Below are 19038 nucleotides of genomic sequence, written 5' to 3' on the forward strand. Positions count from 1 at the left end.
ACGCCTCCTTCTGGTGGCTGTATCCTTCGACTGTTACAATCGCACGCTGTTACTTATAGAACCAAGAGGCCTTCCGACTCCTGCAGCTAGCAAACAGCGGCGTCGCAGCGGCAGGGCACGTGCCACCGCGTCCAGCAGCGTCGATTGAGTGTCGGTTCGTGTCCTATCCGGCGTGTGTCACAGGGTTAGGGTGTGGACTCCACCACAACGGGTGTGACGCCACCTGTCGCGGCTTTGTGGTCGCTGTTCTCCAAGAGATCGAGGCCGATGTAGCGTTTTTCGAGCAACCCTTCGGCGGCCTTCATATCCATCGCGATGATCTCGGTTTGGGTCTGGTCTCGCCCGACCTGCCGGGTTTTCTCGACGATGTCGTCGCCGCCCAATTCGACGAGCGTCTCCCAGACACGCTTGATCGTCTGGCGATGGGGCTCTTTCCCGAGTTCGGCAGTCAAAGCCGTTTGCAGATCAGCTCTGGTCATGAACACGCCGCTACCGTCGGTACGCTTAGTGGCAAACTCCGGCCAGCGTTTGGCGACGGCAATCGCCCGATAGGTGTTCTGTCGGTTCGAACGCTCGACGAACATCGTCTTGACTTTTGACTGGCGGCAGTTCGCGAAGAAATCCAGTGGCGAACTGCTGGGTTCGATGCCCTCGGGCAGCTGCTCGGCGTCCTCTTGCTGGTCGGTGTCGGCTTCGAGTTGCTGGGCCTTGGCGATGGCACTCTTGGCGATATCGTGGGTGGTCTCCTGCTGGGCTTCGACGTCGTTGAGGCGGCTCTCGTTTTCGGCGGCGTCACCGACGGCTGTCGTCGCAACGTCGTGGGTCTGTTCGAGGTCGGCCTCTAGATCGTCGACGCGGGCATGGAGGTCGTCAATAGTCGCGACCAGCGTCTCAAGAACACTCGAAACGGGGGGTGATACTTCGTCGCCGAGTTCGCTGACAAGTGACTGGAGGTCGTCGGTATCAGTGTCATCCTGTTCGATGTCCATGTCAAGGTGGTCGGCGAGGGCTTTGTCGGTGGCTGTGTCGTCGGTGCCGTCGTTGTTGGGGTTTGTTTGTCGTGGCATTGTGACCACAGGACCCGTGCTCGGAATCGAACCGAGCAGTGCTGACCACAGCACGGGCTATCGAGGTGTCGACTGACGCTGGACCGCTGACTGGGGCCGGTGTCTTGTGGCAGGCGGAGTGACGTTTGAGCGCCTGCTAGCCTCAACGCCGGCCAGTAGCGGCGCTGGTGGGAATCCCGTAGCGGATCACATCTCGATCACCGCCGAGCGCTTGCTGCCGATGTCATGGACGAGATCACCGACCACGTTGCGGAGTCGCCACTTATCGGGCTGTGTGGGCGCTGTGTTGCGTTCAGTCGCGGCCGTGGTGTCGCGGGCCATCTACTGCTTCCCTCCCGCGAACGGCTCAGGACGGCTGCTGTCGTGTTCGACTCGCACATAGTCTGTCAGTGGGACAGTGAACGACATGGACTCGTCAGCGCGCTCGACGGCGGTGGCCACCTGCCGGCGCGTGGCTGTGTCTGGCTTAGACGCTCGTAGTCGGTGGAGTGTCTCGGTCGACAGGTCGGCGAGCAAGACGCCTGTGACCTGCTCGGCGTCGACAGCACAGACCAGCAGGAAGGGATCGCTGTCGGTGGTCGTGATGGCGACAATCTCGCCGACAGTCGGCTGGGACGTCATCGGCCCACCTCCCCGTAGGATAAACGGCTTGTCAGCGGGCGGCCGCTCGGCCGCAAATCAATGGACAGCGGAACGGTATCACAGCTATTTTGTTTACCAACCACATATCGTTCGGTTAGGTTCTGGTCCCCGCCCCACTTCCTGCTGACTCCCCCCAAATTCATCGATTGGTTTGGGTCCAGAACCTGTTGTCGTTGGTGACGATTTCGGGTGGTACGTGGCAGGCCATTTGCCCATGGCTGCCCACCATCCGTCTGTTGCTTCGGACGGCTGAACAGTACGTTTTGACGGCAACTGGGCGAAGTCGAGACTCTGTTGCCGTTATATTCTGTCGTGGAAAAGCCAGTAAACCGAGAGCTTAGACGGCTCAAGCTGTCGATTCTGGTGACATAAGAACTAATTATTGAACGTGCAGTATATCTAAACGGGTTCGGGTCACTGCCCAACTCGCTCAGACAGCCCATCTGAGCCACCGACTGGACTGGACCCAGAACCCGCGCGTGCCTCTGACAACAACCGGGCGACACCTGTGCCCATGGTCGCCCAGATTTTGCTTTCTGGTAAGAATATAAAATAGATGTGGTGTTGTTGTGACGATAATGAAGAATCACTGTCGGCCACCTCCAACGACGTGTCGGGGCTGGTCACACAGGCTAGCGAGCGTGTCGGCATGGCGCTGGAGCAGGTGTCTGCCAGCGTCAGTCAGCGTATACACGTTGGTGCGGGCGTCGAGTTCGTCCCGGGCGATGAGGTCCAGCTCGGCAAGGCGGTCGAGATTCTGGTAGAGGCGGCTGTGGTTGATCGGGTCGGCGTAGCGCTCGTCGAGGTAGTCCTTGAGCGCGAGGCCATAGGGCTCGTCGTCGACGCCGGCGATGGCTTCCAGCAGATCGCGCTGGAAGCCAGTCAGTTCGTAGTAGGTCGTCATTGGTGGCCTCCGGTGGAATGCATCTGGCTGGGACTGGGACAGGACATGGGAAAAGTCTGGGGCGCGCGTGAACGGAAGTCGATTTTTGGCGACCGATTCTCGTCTGTGGCCCGCTGTGGGGTGTTCGTGGGCCGCTCAGACGATGAACGGATAATCATCGGAAGTGAACGGAAGTACCGCCGTCTGGCGATTTCCAAATGAACGGAAATCGAGGCTGGCGAGCGATGCGACTCTTCGTGGGTGGGCTTGCGGGTGGTCATGGGGTCGGTGCGACGCTGTGTGCGAGAGTAGGCGTCGCTTATTTCGTGATGTTACACCCGACACCCATAATACTTGCTCTAGAAGAACACTTGTAGAGAGACATTACTATGTCCGAACCAACCAAAATACTCTCAAAGTGTCTAAGCCCGGACCAGACCCAACGGTCACCAAAATCGACGTTTTGAAAGAAATTAGGCTAGCTTATCCACCAGTTCAGGCCCCTAAAGATCTCGCTGAACGCTTGGAGATTAGCAATACGGCAGTCAGCAATAAGCTAAAAGATATGGAGAAAAACGGGTGGGTCGAATCAGAGCGTGTGGGACGTGCCCGGGTGTATTGGATAACGGACAATGGGCGAGCTCAGTTAGATCCAGAGTTCTCGTCAGGCAACCAGTAGACAACTGCATTTCCTACTTTGTGACGTTCTATTCGAACATCTGGCCCCATTGATTGCAAACGCTGTCGGATTCGAGTTTTAGACAATCCAACCCGCGTAGCAATGTCTGAGGTAGTCACAAACGGCTTCTCTACATCTTCAAAACATTCGAGTAGTTCCTTATCACTGACTTGCCGCTCTGGGCCTCGGGCAGACATCTTGTCTCATTCGGTAGTTGTTTTTCTAGGGCAATAGTTTTTTGTTTGCCCAGCCCAACAGTATTAGATAGGAACGCACGCGCCGCTGGTCGATTTCTCACGAAATCGCCCCGGTGCTGAGACACCGAGGCGCGTGGTTCCGTCCAAGAACCAATGGCAACTACGCAATCCAATCCACAAGAACGTACCGCCCGCGAACTACTGACCCAAGGTCGACCGCTGTTTCTCGGCGTGGACGGCGAGGGTGCAGCGCATTACTGGGACAGTTACGAGTTCGCCGTGGCTGTTGTTTCTGCCAACGGGGAGGCAGAGAAGGTCGAGCTCGCAGCGACGCCCTTCGAGACGCTTTCGCAGTGGTGTGAGTACACGCGCTCGGAGCGTGGGTGGGACATCGGGCCGCACATCGGTGGGTCGCTCGTCGACGATCTCGTTCGAGGTGTTGAGGCGTGAGCTGTACCGTCGAGGAACGCAAGCGAGTGCGGCGGGCGGCACGGGCGATTCAAGAGGAGGTGGCTACTGAGTCGGTCGATGTGCTCGCGCCGAGTGCGAGTCAGTACAATGCGTGGACGCTCGACGCCGTGCTTCGGGATGCAGAGGGTGTACCGCCGGAGGTGTTGCGGGAACTGGCGTTAGCTGGGTTGACGCTCCAGCCGACGCCGTCGCAGGCTGAATATCAGCACGTGGCAGCGACAGTGTAGATTGCTTTGTCGAAGATGGTAATAAATTAGATTTCTCGGCTCTGCACGTTTATAAACAGCCCTCAGAGCGAAAATCTGAGACCGGGAGTTTCAGATTTCAAAACCAACTATATCGCGGCCTTAGTTAATGGCCAGAGCCGAGGAACTAGACAGTGTCTCCTGTAGCCTTCTTGAACCGGTGAATGAGGTATCTTTCCTTACCGGCTCGAAGACCCACTTCGTGACATGCTTGGCAACCTGTCCTGACTGACTGTGCCTAACTGAGCAGCGAGGTTTGCTAAATGGCATAATCCTACACGTCAGATATCAAACCACAAATCCCTGTCATGAATAGAGACCGTCGACGTAGGGTACAACGCATTCATTTGAGCCGAGGGCTACTTTTCGGTACTGGATGGTCGAGACTCCGTATTCGACTACGAAGCGCTTGCTCGGCAACACTGTCCAAGCGCTCGGCTGATATCGGCAGATCAGCGAAATCGTCGTGATGTGCGCTATTGCAAACACGGACTGCCCTGTGAGCCCAACTATGGCTCAGGTTCCCTATCTATACCAGAGTGTTGAGATATTTTGGACGAGAACTATTGTATGAGATCCTCTTCAATAGAAGCATTAGGATGAACGATAAGAAACCTAGAATTCCAAATAGCGATGAGGTTTCCATAGATGATATCTATCCTGAGTCTGATTTGGGCGGAGCCGATCTTTCGGAATCATATCTCTGTGACGTGAACCTTTCAAAAGCAAGGTTAGGGAAAGCTGACATTTCGAAAGCGAACTTACAGGAGGCTGATCTCTCCGAAGTGAGTCTGTATAATGCTAACGCCCATATGACTCGTCTGAATGGGACCACCCTCTCGATGGCAAATATGCATAGTAGTACTTTTTCCGGGGCGAGACTGCGTGGGGCTGACCTTTCAGAAGGGATATTGACTGAAGCTAATCTTTCGGAAGCGAAATTAAATAGAGCTGACCTCTCGAAAGCAAAATTGCGTGATGCCGACCTTCTAAATGCAAGACTGAGGGGTGCAAATCTCTCAAGGGCTAACCTGAAGAGAGCAAATCTGACAGAAGCGAATCTGAGAAAAGCTGATATTACGAAGGCAGCTCTAAGAAGTGCCTACCTCTCGGATGCATACTTGAAGAAGGCAGACCTTTCTGAGGCACACTTGGTGAAAACAGATCTCTCAAATGCGAATCTAGAGAGTGCAGACATCTCGGATGCATATCTGCCGAGAGCTGACCTTTCGGGAGCTGAATTGAAGGATGCAAATCTTTCGGGAGCGGACTTGTCTGAAGCAAACCTTTCGGGAGCTGAGTTGAAGGATGCAAATCTTTCGAGAGCAGACTTGTCTGAAGCAGACCTCTCGGAAGCAGACTTGATGGATGCAGATTTGTCGAAGGCAAACCTCCGAGAGGCAGACCTCTCAGATGCAAATATAGAGAGGGCGAATCTTCTGAGTGTGAACCTACTGGATGCTGATCTCTCGAAGGCGAATTTAGAGGGGGCTGACCTTTCGAAGGCAAGGTTAGTCAATGCTGACCTCTCAAAGACGGAACTACGTGGAGCTGATCTCTTGAAGGCTGATCTAGCCAATGCGACTTTGACAGGTGCTCTGTTGATCGACACATCACTCTCCGGCACGTTACTTTCTCGGGGTACCAGCTTTGAACCGCCAAGTCAGCGAATCAAACAGTTTTCCGAACATGAAAATGTTGGGTTACTATCTAATTCAGTTGAGTTCTATGATACTGTTGCACGAGCAAACCACGAGTTGAAGATAGCATTCAGCGAGAACGGGTTGATTGGCCAAGCCCGAAAGGCCCGTGTTCGGGAGCGCAAGGCACGCCGACGAGAAGCTAAAGCCGATGACACATTCCGAGGAACGTTGGCATACATTGGGTCGCGAGCGTCACAGGTGACCACTGGATATGGTGTTCAGTTACTCCCCGTAGTTGGAGTTATGCTAATGCTGTTTCTCTGTTCCGCTGGTATCTATTGGATGACTGGTATTGGTATTCAGGAGAGTCTATACTATAGTGCGATTACGTTCACTACATCACCTCCCTCTCCACCTGAGCCAGGACTGATGCGATGGACAGCGGGGGTTGAGACATTCCTTGGAACTACGGCCATCGTCTTCTTAGGATACGTACTGGGTACCCGCGAACAGGTCTGACGGTCCGTCTAAAGTCGTACTGACTGTCCATCTCCGAACTACTCACCTAAGATCGACTACCCTTCCTCGGCGGCGACGGCGAGAAAGTTGAGTTGGTTGATACGCCGTTTGAGACGCTTTCTGAATGGTGCGAATACACGCGTCGGAGCATGGGTGGGACATCGGGCCGCACGTCGGTGGGTCGCTCGTCGGGGATCTCGTTCGGGCGGTGGACGCATGAGTGAGACTGTCACCGACCCGACCGGTTTCGTGTACGAGCCGGTGCGAGGGCCGAAGCGGAAGATCGAGTTCGAGCCGCGAAGCGATGGCGGCTTCGAGCGTATCGAGGCCGTCTGGAATGGCTGTCAGTGGCGAGTGACTGGTCGGGATGTCGTGACGACGATGCGCCGGATTTGAGCGTCGCTTTCCACTCTGCAATTAGACTAACGCTGCGACCGACCCCGCTCCAGGCCGAGTTTCGGCACATTATCGCACAGGGTAGATCCACGAAGAAGATACAATTTATTCAATAATTGACTGGGTGCATCGCATTTATTATTTTCGAGTAGACATTGTTTCGTAATGGAATTTCATGCAATCGAAGTATCGGGATACCGATCTCTTGCTTCGGATGTGGAGCTTAGGTTCGAGTCTAATATTACTACATTAGTCGGTCCCAATGAAAGTGGCAAATCCAATCTTATCAGTACAATTGAAAAAGTCAAGCCACGACCAAGGTATAACGATTCAGATTATAGCTACATATCTGAGGATTCTCTGGATATAGTTGTGGAAATCCATAATATTAAATCAGAAATTGTTCTGGAAGACTTACCAATTTATAACCGTAGATTAGATAGAAATGAAGTACCGGATAAATTTAATATCAAAATCGATTTAGCTGGTGAGGCACCCACCGTTGTTAGCTCAGATGAGCCAAGTTTCTTAGAAACTATAGAATCTTCGAGGATCACTGAAATACAGGAAGTGGCAAGACGTTTTTCTGAAGAAGTGGGGGAAGAAGCCAATCATGACGTATCTCTTGCGATAAGAAGATTGACTGGCGATATCGTTTCGGATGCTCACAATCCAAATATGGGACCTGGCTTCCAAGACACAGGCAGTCTGGAGCTAAGAAAAATGGCCCGTACCCTTTCTGAAAGAGCAAAAAGGGAGAATGTTTATTCAGAAAATGAGGAATTTCTCTCGTATATTGAGGATTTATCCCAGACGCTCGCACAACACATCCTGCAGGCTATACCAAGTGTTCAGAAATATGATGGTCCGAAACCCATCCCAGATGAACAAAGCATCTCTGAACTCGAAGAGGGCGATTTTTATTACGAACTACTCCGGTATGCAGAACTTAAGCCAAGCGAATTCAATGAACTAAATCCGATTAAACGGAGAAAAATCAGGGAGTTAGCCTCAAAAGAATTGACAGAGTTATTCAACGAATTTTGGCGACAGGAAGACATGGCTGTGTTGAATCGCCATACAGCAGTGGAATTCACTGTTTCACGGCTCGCTTGATGTTATAGACGACACACATCAGCGCGATTTCACGGAACTCCCGGAACCAAGTACGCGCTCGCACGGCGAAGCCGAGCGAGCGCTTCACAGCCGAGTTCACAGTCTCGGTCATCGAGCGCTGATTGTAGCGCTGTTCGTCGATTCTGGCGTTGTGCGCGTGGTCGTAAGGTGCGAAGATACGATGTTTGATGAGCGGGCGAATCCCGAGGTTACGAAGGGATTCGCGGAGCGATTGCTTGTCATAGCCTTTGTCGGCAGCGAGAGACCGCAGATCGCCCGCGTTCCGGCGGGCGATCTGCTCGGCGAGATCGGCATCGCTTCCTTCTCGGTTCGTCGAGCAGTGAACGTCAAGGACAGCTTGAGAGTCTGTATCGACGAGTTTCGTGACCTTCAGCTTCTGTACGCGGTAGCTGATTCGCTGGCAGTAGTGACGGCTCGCAGCTGAGCGTTCGTAGAATGTTGCGTCGATAGCACCGTGTTTCGAGGGGTCGTGCAGCTGCGCCGACTGGCGCAGCAGCACTCGGCAGACGCTCATACTGATCCGGTCGAACGCCTTACACAACGTGGATGGCGAGGGGAGATCGGCCGCTTCGAGGCCGATCTCCCCGGTTATTTGTGGCATCTCCTTCAGGAGGTCTATCGTCATCCGGTAGGACGTGTCGAGGTAAATCCGCAGACAATGGAGGGAGACGAGCGCATAGTCGGCGAATCCGCCGCCACCTTCCGGGGCGGCGGATTCGTCTCCATCGCCAGTAACTCTTTGAGAAATCGGGACAATCTCGCCAGTGAAGCGGGAGATTTGCGTCATGACCATTCGCAGTCTCCCGCTTCAACTCCTTTGATTTAGCGACCTATCCCGTCGCCATCTAGTGATTCAACACAGCCCAATGAATCGCTTAAACGGGGACGAAAGTTTGACATGAAGCTAGCGAGCCTGACGAATTAACCACGACGAGCAGGCCTCGTACGTGTCTGTCCGCTGGGAGGGTCAAACTATATGTTGGAGGACATGACGCTCGTAAGTATCTCCTACCGACTGTCCCTGCTAACCCGCTCTATCGTTCTGTTCATCCCATCTGCTCAGCTTGACAGGCGGGGTCATGTTGTGGTATTCAATTTCGGAACCCAGTGACTAACAAAGACTATCTGACGGATTCAGTACGACAATGGACGAGTCGACGCTTTCAGATGGGGCCGGTTCTACTGTCTCAACAGTACCTGAGCAGAACAATGCAATCACGATGGACGATAGCCGACCACTGCTGGCATTCTTCATCCCAGACCTTTCCGTCGGCGGTGCGGAGCAGGTCGCAATCACAATCGCGAACGGACTGGTCACCCGAGGATACGACATTGACCTGCTCTTGTCACGGGCAAGCGGTGAGCTCCGCTCGGAGTTATCCGAACAGGTGTCTATCGTCGAACTGCCACCATCGAAGACACCTGTGGTCGGAGTGGCCGCACATCTACCGTTTCTGGCTGCATATTTAAATAGACAAAAACCAGCAGCACTGTTTCCCCATCTTGAACACCCCAGCATTGTCTCACTCGCTATCAATCGGTTCCTCGACGCCGATACTACGGTGATTCCGACGCAACACTCCGCGTTCGGACACGACGTTGAGGCGACACCGAAAGACCAGATTGTCAGACGTATCGTTCCCAGGCTGTACCCCGCGTCGGACCAGATAGTCAGTGTTTCCGAAGGCGTCGCGGATAGCCTCGTTGATAGAACACCAGTCGACCGATCAGATATTTCTGTCCTACACAACCCTGTGGATGTCGAACAGATTCGTGATCGGGCCAGACAGCCAGTCGAACACGAGTGGGTAGAAAACGATGATCGGGATGTTGTCCTGTTCGTTGGGCGACACGCACGGCAAAAGAATCTCGATGGATGGGTCCGTGCGTTCGAGAAAGTAGTCAATAGGAACGCCAATGCTCGTGCAATCATTGCGGGCAAAGGACCGTGCAGAGCGCAAGTTCAGGCAACAGTTGAGCGGTTGGGGTTATCAGACGTGGTGTCTCTTCCCGGATTCGTCGATAACCCGTATCGGTACATGACAAAATCAGATGTGTTTCTCCTCTCGTCCCGGTATGAGGGGTTACCGACGGTTCTGATCGAGTGTCTGGCGGTCGGATGCCCGATCGTGTCGACAGACTGTCCAAGTGGTCCCAGGGAAATCCTCTCCGATGGGGAGCATGGTACACTTGTCCCAATAGACGACACGAACGGATTGGCCAACGCAGTCTGTGACACGCTTGCTGACCCGCCTGATCCTGACCGGTTGCGGTCCCGTGCTGATGACTTCTCGCCGAAACCCGTGTTTGATGAGTACGAGCGGTTCCTCGAAAAGCACGTCTTCACAGCGTAACAGCACTACCTGCTATACATTACCCTAAGACTTCAGCCGCGGGGAGGTGGCCGTCATTGATGATTGATTTGTGCAGGGTCGCAAGTCGTTGCCCGTGTGCCTCCCACGTCCACCCCTTCGAGACCAACCGTTCCTTTCCGTTTGTTCCCATTCGTTCTCGCTCTTTTGAATTACTGATGAGACTGTTCAGAGCGGTAGCAAGCGCATCGGAGTCTTTTTTCGGGATCAAGAGACCCGTCTCCTCGTCTACAACCTGTTCTGGGATCCCGGACACAGCAGAGGCGACAACCGCTGTTTCGCTGGCCATTGACTCGTATATGGTGTTCGGCCGGCCTTCTGCGTGGCTTGGGAGCATGAAAATATCTGCGGTAGCGAACCATCGACGAAGACCCAGTGGCGGGACTTCCCAGAGAACTCGATAGTTCTCGTGATGGCTAGCTTTGAGTTCGGCGAGGAGTTCTGTTCGGAGGTCACCGTAATGACCGACGAAAACGAAGGCTACGTCGTCGTTACGAATGTTATCCAGAGCGTCACAGATTTCTTCGACCCCTTTCCGTTCCGTATAACCGCCACAGAACATGATGAGCGTAGTATCTTGGTCGATTCCTAGTTCTCGTCGAATCGCTGCCTCGTTATCCGTTGGATACCGTGACGGATCCGCGCCGTTGGGGAGTACAGTGGCTTTCGGGGTTTCAGTGATATTGTTGGCAATACGTGCGAGTGATTTACTCACGCAAAATATCCCATCCGCGTAATCGAGAGTCTCCCTGATCTTCCGTCGGCTTATCTGTGAGAGGTCGTAGAAATTATTCAAGATTTTCCCACGCCCCATGACTGTCAGCGGGATTTCGTTGCTCCTGCAATACGGAACCAGCCCGAAACCATCGTAGTGGATGTGGCCAGCATGGCAGATGTCTGGTGTTTCAAAGTTCGATGAGATATATTTCGGAAGCATCTCCGAAAACGACTTGGATGAGAGTGTGTATTTAAACAGTTTTTGTGGTAGCAGGTAAAGGAATCTGGGATAATGGACCTCGTGAGAACTGTAATCATGTCGGCTCGGGATATCACTGAACTCGGAATAGGGACCGATTGGGGGCGCTCTCGGACGAGGAGTTACAACATCCAAGCTGGCGTCTGTCGTACTGAGCGCTTTGAGAGACCGGAAATTGAACAGCCCCATGTAGGGATTAAAGGGGTCTGGATGGTTCATCGCGCTTACGACTGCATCGTACATAAATGCTAACTAGAAATGGGCCTCATTAAGTATACATCCGGTACTGGTGTTTTCTTTGACGCATGGTTTAGAAGCCAGACGATAACAAATAAAATTATAGATATTGAGTGGTCTTGTTCACTCTGGAATACTACGCTGTCGAGGGCAACCATCGCGGCAAAGCCATCTCTGACCAATCAATTATGATTGATGTGATACGAGGGGCCTAACTGTTACTTGATTCGGAATATGTACGTTGGCCCACCAATTTCTGTGGGCTTTCGGTCGAAAGCAGGGTATTATCTAACGTGCCACTTAAATGCGTTTTATACAACCCTACACATTCTACGTCGGACCGATATAACATCTGGCGAGTACAGGTATTGAATCCAAAACTCAGGGGAGCCTTCCCATCCACGACTGGTGCTAACATTACAAATGTGTACCATTATAAAGCTGGTATACTGGCAGATGGACGGTCAAAGCTGCGCGATGTATTCGGTCTAAAATCTGGACCGATTCTTCGCTACGAAAGAACGGGCATCACACGTCTAAAGAGGACATATACGAGCAGTATCCAACCGATCCATTTGGCCCAGCGAAGACCGTGGGTCCAACTCATATCGGCCTTCGGCGAAACCAGGAGTACGCTCAAGACCAGAAACCACAGGAAGGCGATGACATAGTAGACGCTGAATCCCGTGAACCCAACCCACCACATCGCCAGCGAAAGCGATACGAACACGCTGATATAAATCAGTAGGAACCGGCGGAGTCGAGGCTCTGTGTCCGATTTCGGTGATGCGAGCGTCAACCGTTTGATGCCAGTGTCTGGTCCATTCATGGTTGAGGTGTCTGATAGTTGCGATGGGTACGCGCTCGGTGACTGTCGGTGAGTCTCTGTGCAGACATGTTGGGTTACCTCCACACAACTGAGTGTGACGCAGTGTTGATTCCGACAGCCGATGGCGACGGCACTGATGGCTCGAACGGTGCTTGCCCCTTTGCATCCGTTTCGACCGTGAGGTCAGCTGTGTTGCCCAGCCCACCCTGATTATTGTTCCGTGCCAAGGTCCGGATAGTGCCATTTGATGAGTTCAGATCGAACACCTTGCCATTACACTCATGGACTGAGAGTCGGCCGATATCGATATCCGAGAACCATCCCGAGTCCCGGTCTCTGATAACCTCATCGTCCTCTCGTATGTTCGTTTTTGTGATTGCTATCATATCTCCCTCGATGGTCATCTCGTCAATCCGACACTGGAGCGCGTAGTCTGTCATATTTGTCGTAACAACGTCATTAAGACGTACTGTCGGTGGAGTGTCCGCTCGGGAAGCGATACGCTGGATGAACTGTCGGCCATCAAACTCGTGTCCGGGGATGTCATCAAGCTTCGCTTCGAGCGAGGGTGTGTTCGCGCGGTGGAAGACACGACGGACATCCAACAGGGATGCGGCACTCAATTTACAAAAATTCGCACCAGTACCAGTCACATAGCAGTTTCTGACAGATATCTTGCCGGCGTTAAACCGGACATCTATTGCGCTTCCAGAACAATCGATGAATCGAGAGTTCGTCACTTTGAGGGGATTGCCTTTGCTCGCGTGGGTAGTGATGTGATGGCCGACGTGTCCGCCATCCGAATAATTGTGATCGGCGATAGCATTGTCCTCAAACGTACATCGGTTGACGGTCCGTAGCACATCCCGTCCAAGGATAGCCTCTTGGTACCAGCCGCGGATATGAGCGTTCGATAGGTGGAGATCACCGTCGCCACCGACTTTGATACATCTTGATCCGCCACCAGCACCGCGGAGATCCGGGAGATTCTCATAGTTTCCGTTGAGGCGGATATCCCTAACAACGACCGTCCCGTGGTCCACATCGTCCATGTAGCGGAAGCCGGTCTGAACCGGGTGTGAACCGGCCTGAAGTCGCTCGGTAATAGCGAGTTCCGATGCCTCTGGGCCGGCCCCACAGATTGAGATGCCGGGTGGCATATCCCCGTCGACACCGATCCGATTGAAAGGTTCGTACTGCGCTCCTCTACGGCCAATGTAGTACGTTCCCTCTGGGACGTAAATAGACCCGTGGGCACCAGCCGCCTGAGCAGCAGCTTGGAGGGCATTCAGATTCCGCTCTGCGGCCTCAATACTCGGATCGTCCGGATTCGGTTTCGCACCGTGCGCCCTGATATTCTCCCCGCTCGTCTCTGTCCGTTCCTGATCTGGTTTTGCCTCCGGCGTCTCTTCCACGCTGGCCAGCGGCCCCTCACTGGGCCCAGTAAACCGACCCTCAAGCACTTGATGAGCGACACCGCCAGTGACCGCGGCTGATCCGAGGAGGGCAAGGAGCTTCCGTCGGCCGATCTGCGACGCCAACCCTGAGTCATCAGTCATTGTTTTTATACGTGTAAATCGAGTTATGTATCGTCGGAGCGCAGATCACTTGTTGCGAACCCAGTAAGCATACCCACATATGCTGTGATTGATAGCATTGTTATTCCCTTCTTAACCTATTCTTATACCCACTGACGGGAATAACATAATTCATCAGACGGCACACCTCCAGTTGCCCCTCAACTCCGGGAGTGGTATGATTTTCTGGCGTGTATCTAACTGCTGGTCGAGACGTTGTCCGGATTTCGAGGAGGGATTTCTCCAGTGGGTGAGGTCTACTAGACGGTACCAGCGATATGTCCGGCCGACGACTTGCGGCTTGGGGGCACCAGTAGGTGCTGAATAGTGAACACCGTCAGTCCCGACCACAATACCGAAGCCACATGAATGAGTCCGTGGACGCGGAAGGAGCGACAACGCCGCTCGTAAGCGCAATCATACCGACGTACGGCCGGAACGAAAGGCTATCGCGCGCCATCCAGAGTGTTCTAGAGCAGACGTATGAAAACATTGAGTTGCTCGTCGTCGATGACGCATCTCCGACTCCTGTTAGAGAAACGCTGGACTCATTCGATCCGACAGTGGACAGCTCCTTTCGGATCCTCCGCCATGACAAGAACCGGGGAGCGAACGCTGCCAGGAATACGGGTATAAGAGCAGCCGACGGCCGATACGTCGCATTTTTGGACGATGACGACCGGTGGGACGAGACGAAGATTACAAAACAGGTGCAAGCATTTCAGCAGTCTGGCTCGGAGACTGGTGTGGTGTACACCGGCGTTCGGAAGGACGGGCCAGAGGGCACGACAGTGTCGACACCAATCGCATCGGGCGACGTAATGACTGACCTCCTGACCGGCACGAACTTCGGTCAGTTCTCCTCGGTTATGGTCGATACAACGGTCATAGAGACTGCAGGATTACCCGACGAGAGATTGCCTGCTTGGCAAGACCGCGAGTGGTTCGTCCGCCTGGCACAGCACGCACACTTCCGGCCAGTTCGTGAGACGCTGACGTACCGGCAGACCGGCCTCCCCGACAGCATTACGAAGAAATTTGAAGAGAAGCGAGACGTGGCTTATCCAATGCTCATCTCGAAGCATGACTGGGTTGGGGCGGAGTACGGGACCTACTACGAGCGGATGTTTATAGCCACAATGCGTCGCTCGCTGGCACGGTCTGCAGTTAGAGCCAACCGCTATAGGGAGGCTAGAAAGTACTTTCTCTTATCCGCGCTCGCGAATCCGTTGTACTGGTCAGTGTATCCGCATCTGGTTGCGTCGCTCGGTGGGAGATGGTCTTATGAATCGATTGCCTCTCTTCGACAGAAGGTGACTAGCGGTCCTGCTTCCGGTACGTGAACCCTCCTGGCTTCCAGCATGGCGGCGACGACACACCATCGGGAAGCCGGACACTGCGGCATCGGCTCAACTGAACCGGTGTTGTCGTTTTCATTCCATCCGCGGATGGATGATGATACAGACCATGTCACAGTCAGTCAAGTATGCACAACAGACGGGAGCAGAACCTTCGCCGTCGGACTGTGGATTCTTCCGGCGACCCTGTGGGGACAGCTAAATGGTCGCATAACAATGTATGCAATTCGGAAAGTAGAATATATGCAAGCACGATCAAGTGAAGGATCAGCTGATGCTCTTGATCAACATTCCTCTCGCTCGACAATGTGGTTCTTCCAGCGAGGTCTCAGGGAGCGACACCGATGAGCCGAGCCCGGCACCTCGAACTGCTTACGCTTCTGGGGACGGGGCTACTTATACTTGCAGTCGCAGTCGTTTCTGCGGTGCCATCGGCAACTAAGTATGAAATATCTATCTACGGGGCTCTCCCATCGTATTTTTGGGTCTCGATCGTCGGGGCACTGTTTGTGGGCGGCCTTGTTATACTCTTGAGCGCGGCTGAGCCTGCGGATACGACGTGGCAACCGGCACTCGCGCTCATGATCCTCTCTAACTTAGTCCTCTTTCTCATGCCGTTCCTGCGCGGGTATCAGATGTATGGGCGGGAAGACCCTATGTCACATCTCGGGTATATCCGCGATTTTGTTGTTACCGGCGAGATCGGCGCTAACATCTACCCGCCGGCCCACGTTCTGGCCGTCACTGTCTCCGATGCGACGGGTCTCGACTGGATGACGGTCGTGATGGTGCTGTCTCCCGTGTTTTCTCTGCTATACTACGGAGCGATGTTCTATCTGTTGCGGACCGTGTTCGACTCCCGACGAGAGATGCTCTTCGGGATTCCGTTCGTCATGCTCCCTGTGCTTCGGTTCGCACATCTCGGGTTCCGCCCCTTCGCACTGAGTATCATGCTGATACCGTTCTCGCTGTACCTTCTCTTCAAGAGCGATCAAAGCGCCACACCTGCAACCCGGACTGCATTCGTGATTGTACTCTTCGCACAGACCTTTTATCATCCGCTAACTGCGCTTTTTGTCATCGGGGTATTCGTCCTGTATCGCGGAAGCAATCACGTTCCGAGTATGGGCGGCCCCTTCCCCACTACAAAAAACCTCTTTTCGATCTCAGTAGCATTGTTTGCGGTTTGGTACACGCAGTACGCGGGTATCCTTCTGCGCTTCAAGCGGATCTACACCACCCTGTTCGGTGTCGATCAAGGGGAACCGCCGGTGGCCGCTTATCAGCAGACTATTCAAGAGTCTTCTCCGGCCCTAATCGATATTCTTCGAGTGATACTATTCAAATATGGCGTCGAATTCATGCTGTTTGGGCTCGGGTTCACATTTACAGTCGCTGCAGCTGCTCTGGTCTGGAAAGGTCGATATGTCCCAACACCACACCTCGGAATGTTTACTGGAACGGTAGTCGTATTCAGCTTTGGAGGGTTGTTATTCTTAGTCTCAGACCTCATCGTCCCGCCGAACCGACCATTCCAGATCGCTAAGATCGGCGCTATCGTCTTGGTCGGACAGCTGTTGTATGTCGGCTGGATAAAGATCGACTGGAGCGAGAGACGGATCGGACGGACTGTCGGATTCTGGCCGACCGCTGTGGTAGTTCTCCTACTGCTCGCAAGCCTTTCCACATTCAGTGTGTATAAATCACCGCTGAGTTCTGAACGGAATCCACAGGTAACCGAGATGGAACTTGAGGGGAGCGCGTGGCTGATGGGCCACGGCGAGGCCACCGAAAATCTCGACCGCTTCGGGATTACCTTTCACCGACACCACGACTACCGGAACGGTGTTCAGACATCGGACAACTTCGACGAAGGAACACCGCCGAGTCATTTCAATTACACCACCCGACAGTATCTCGGGAGTAGTTACGACTCCGACCACTACCTTACAATCACGCGGAAGGGCCGGATCACGTATCCAGAGCTTTTCCCGGGCTATCGTGACCGATGGCGATACACACCCGGTGATTTTGATCAGCTCGAACGGGACCAGACGGTCAACCGACTGTACGACAACGGGGATTATACGCAGTACCTCGTCAATGCTACCGCAAACGACGGAGCGACAGCGAGTCCGAACTGATTTCACCAACCGGAATGTCGGTATCGGGCCCAAGCAGTCGAGTAGTTCTGTGAGATATTGATCCAGAAGCCGTGTTTAGTGGTGATAGTGCCGGGTCTAGTGTTCTACTCGGTTAGGGAACGTATAATTATTTTCTTGAAAGTTGCTAAACTACCCATGTCGAATCCAAAGTGGATACACACGAGAGACGATTTGATGAACAGCGAACGGATTCGATTTGTGGGATATGGTTCCGGCCAGTGGGGGCAGTGGCAATGAAAAATATCGTTTTCATTACGGTGGACTCACTGCGTGCTGACTATGTTACCGGGCCGAAGGCTCCTGACTCGCTCGAAACGCTTCCGCAACTGATCGAAGAGTGGCTCACTTGCTCCACTGCATACGCGAATGCACCGTACACGAAACAGTCGTTTCTCTCGATTCTGAGCGGGAGCTATCCCTGGACGTTCGAATCAGCGGAGACAGGCTTCGATCCGGACCGGGTGCATATTGCGGAGCGGTTGTCCGAAGAAGGATACGCCACGGGTGGCTTTCACTCGAACACGTATCTAAGCCCGACATACAACTACGATAGAGGGTTCGACTATTATCTGGGTCGTGACAGTGGGGGCGATGGGGACACAGAGTCAGAGCTTACGTCTCTGTTCAACACGGCCGTGGAACGGGCTGTCGCTACCGAGCAACTCTCGGATCTCGTTCTTTGGACGTACCAGAACGCCGGTAAGCGGTTGGGGATTCAGCTTGGTAGTAACCTCTACAAACCGGCCGAAGAGTTGAATCAGCATATCGTCAACTGGACCCAACAGCAGTCTGAACCCGTCTTCGTATGGGCACATTACATGGATGTCCATAATCCGTACTATCCTCACGAGGGGACAGTCAGCGAGGGGATCAGCCGGAGGCGTGCGGTAAAACTGTTTCATAAAGTTAACCAGCAACGGTCCGAGGCCGCCGAGAGCGATATAAACGCGCTTGAGCGTCTGTATCGTGGTGAAATAGAGTATTTCGACCGGCAGCTTGGGAACCTGCTAGAGCGACTCGACGAGACGATCGGTCTAGAGGAGACGCTCCTTGTGTTCACGTCGGACCATGGCGAAGCGTTCAACGAGAAGGGACTTGTTTTTCATCCGGGAAGCGCTCTCTATGAAGAGAACGTTCATGTTCCAATGCTGATTGATGGACCTGAGATTAGCGGTGGCGAGATAGAGACTCCGGTTTCACATGTCGATCTTGTCCCGACGATACTGAAAAGAGCCGGTATCGAGGCACCTGAGTCAGTCGACGGGCGAGATATCGCCGGGCCCGGTTTTGATGCTACCAGCGACAGGATCGTATTCACTGAGAGCTACGACCATGACGACGGCGGACTGATGGGTACTGACGGAGAGTATAAGCTCATCAGGGATCTGGAGACGGGCAAGGAGATTTTTTGCAGACGTCACTCCGAACCGGAAGAAATCACCCAACCAGACGAGAGTGAGTCTGTCGCCTACGACAGGCTGGCCGGGGCTTTAGACGACCACATGAAGTCGGTAACAAGCGCCGAGGTTATGACTACTGACGGCGAAATTTCCGAAAACGTTCGACTCCAGCTTCGCAAGCTCGGCTACAAGGAGTGACAAACCGTATCTGGATGGACATTGCAACTTCGCGCTACAGACAGGGA

General features: G+C 53.6%; 17 protein-coding genes. 10 read left to right on the forward strand and 7 right to left on the reverse strand.

The features are described 5' to 3' along the window. Window positions 1-185 precede the first annotated feature (185 nt). From AMS69_RS13985 to AMS69_RS13995, 4 genes are all read right to left on the reverse strand, one after another. Window positions 186-1067: a hypothetical protein gene (locus AMS69_RS13985; RefSeq protein WP_053968673.1), complete on the reverse strand. Its 882-nt coding sequence runs from the start codon at window positions 1065-1067 to the stop codon at window positions 186-188. Between the two features lie 186 nt (window positions 1068-1253). Continuing rightward, entirely contained in the window at window positions 1254-1388 is a 135-nt protein-coding gene (locus AMS69_RS21135) for a hypothetical protein (protein WP_274378011.1), read from the reverse strand. Next, the gene (locus AMS69_RS13990; RefSeq protein WP_053968674.1) at window positions 1389-1688 is read right to left on the reverse strand and encodes a hypothetical protein; all 300 of its coding nucleotides are present in this window, start codon (window positions 1686-1688) and stop codon (window positions 1389-1391) included. It abuts the gene before it with no gap. A 607-nt stretch (window positions 1689-2295) separates the two neighbouring features. After that, window positions 2296-2613: a PadR family transcriptional regulator gene (locus AMS69_RS13995; RefSeq protein ID WP_053968675.1), complete on the reverse strand. Its 318-nt coding sequence runs from the start codon at window positions 2611-2613 to the stop codon at window positions 2296-2298. A gap of 397 nt (window positions 2614-3010) precedes the next feature. Between AMS69_RS13995 and AMS69_RS19785 the strand changes: the two genes are divergently transcribed. The 6 genes from AMS69_RS19785 (at window position 3011) to AMS69_RS19790 (ending at window position 7858) form a co-directional block, all read left to right on the forward strand. After that, the gene (locus AMS69_RS19785; protein WP_077067809.1) at window positions 3011-3271 is read left to right on the forward strand and encodes an ArsR/SmtB family transcription factor; all 261 of its coding nucleotides are present in this window, start codon (window positions 3011-3013) and stop codon (window positions 3269-3271) included. A 350-nt stretch (window positions 3272-3621) separates the two neighbouring features. Beyond that, entirely contained in the window at window positions 3622-3918 is a 297-nt protein-coding gene (locus AMS69_RS14000) for a hypothetical protein (RefSeq protein WP_053968676.1), read from the forward strand. Continuing rightward, entirely contained in the window at window positions 3915-4166 is a 252-nt protein-coding gene (locus AMS69_RS14005; RefSeq protein WP_053968677.1) for a hypothetical protein, read from the forward strand. The genes AMS69_RS14000 and AMS69_RS14005 overlap by 4 nt, the downstream gene beginning before the upstream one ends. A gap of 617 nt (window positions 4167-4783) precedes the next feature. After that, entirely contained in the window at window positions 4784-6346 is a 1563-nt protein-coding gene (locus tag AMS69_RS14010) for a pentapeptide repeat-containing protein (RefSeq protein ID WP_053968678.1), read from the forward strand. A 216-nt stretch (window positions 6347-6562) separates the two neighbouring features. Then, window positions 6563-6742 carry a hypothetical protein gene (locus tag AMS69_RS14015; protein ID WP_053968679.1) on the forward strand — a complete coding sequence of 60 codons (180 nt, stop codon included), beginning with the start codon at window positions 6563-6565 and terminating at the stop codon, window positions 6740-6742. A 165-nt stretch (window positions 6743-6907) separates the two neighbouring features. Continuing rightward, window positions 6908-7858, forward strand: coding sequence for an AAA family ATPase (locus AMS69_RS19790; protein ID WP_077067810.1), 951 nt, complete (start codon window positions 6908-6910; stop codon window positions 7856-7858). On the opposite strand, the gene AMS69_RS14025 is transcribed toward AMS69_RS19790, so the two are convergent. Next, complete coding sequence (locus tag AMS69_RS14025; protein WP_053968373.1) at window positions 7836-8666, reverse strand: IS5-like element ISHwa3 family transposase; 831 nt, start codon at window positions 8664-8666, stop codon at window positions 7836-7838. The genes AMS69_RS19790 and AMS69_RS14025 overlap by 23 nt on opposite strands. Before the next feature lie 358 nt (window positions 8667-9024). Here AMS69_RS14025 and AMS69_RS14030 point away from each other — a divergent pair, with 358 nt between their 5' ends. Next, the gene (locus AMS69_RS14030) at window positions 9025-10233 is read left to right on the forward strand and encodes a glycosyltransferase (protein ID WP_053968681.1); all 1209 of its coding nucleotides are present in this window, start codon (window positions 9025-9027) and stop codon (window positions 10231-10233) included. Window positions 10234-10252: 19 nt separating this feature from the next. Here the strand turns inward: AMS69_RS14030 and AMS69_RS14035 are convergent, their stop codons facing one another. Then, window positions 10253-11470 (reverse strand): glycosyltransferase family 4 protein, encoded by a 1218-nt coding sequence (locus AMS69_RS14035; RefSeq protein ID WP_053968682.1) that lies wholly within the window; start codon window positions 11468-11470, stop codon window positions 10253-10255. Window positions 11471-12367: 897 nt separating this feature from the next. Further along, window positions 12368-13708, reverse strand: a complete 1341-nt coding sequence (locus AMS69_RS14045) for a right-handed parallel beta-helix repeat-containing protein (RefSeq protein WP_238378451.1) — start codon at window positions 13706-13708, stop codon at window positions 12368-12370. 527 nt (window positions 13709-14235) lie between these two features. Between AMS69_RS14045 and AMS69_RS14050 the strand changes: the two genes are divergently transcribed. The 3 genes from AMS69_RS14050 to AMS69_RS14060 all read left to right on the forward strand — a co-directional run bounded on the left by AMS69_RS14050 (window position 14236) and on the right by AMS69_RS14060 (window position 18991). Next, a complete protein-coding gene (locus AMS69_RS14050; RefSeq protein WP_053968685.1) occupies window positions 14236-15213 on the forward strand; it encodes a glycosyltransferase family 2 protein in 978 nt (325 codons plus the stop codon). Between the two features lie 359 nt (window positions 15214-15572). Further along, a complete protein-coding gene (locus AMS69_RS14055; RefSeq protein ID WP_053968686.1) occupies window positions 15573-17372 on the forward strand; it encodes a hypothetical protein in 1800 nt (599 codons plus the stop codon). A 239-nt stretch (window positions 17373-17611) separates the two neighbouring features. Further along, a complete protein-coding gene (locus AMS69_RS14060) occupies window positions 17612-18991 on the forward strand; it encodes a sulfatase (protein WP_238378460.1) in 1380 nt (459 codons plus the stop codon). Window positions 18992-19038: the final 47 nt, after the last annotated feature.

The sequence above is a fragment of the Haloarcula rubripromontorii genome (assembly GCF_001280425.1).
Lineage (GTDB): Archaea > Halobacteriota > Halobacteria > Halobacteriales > Haloarculaceae > Haloarcula > Haloarcula rubripromontorii.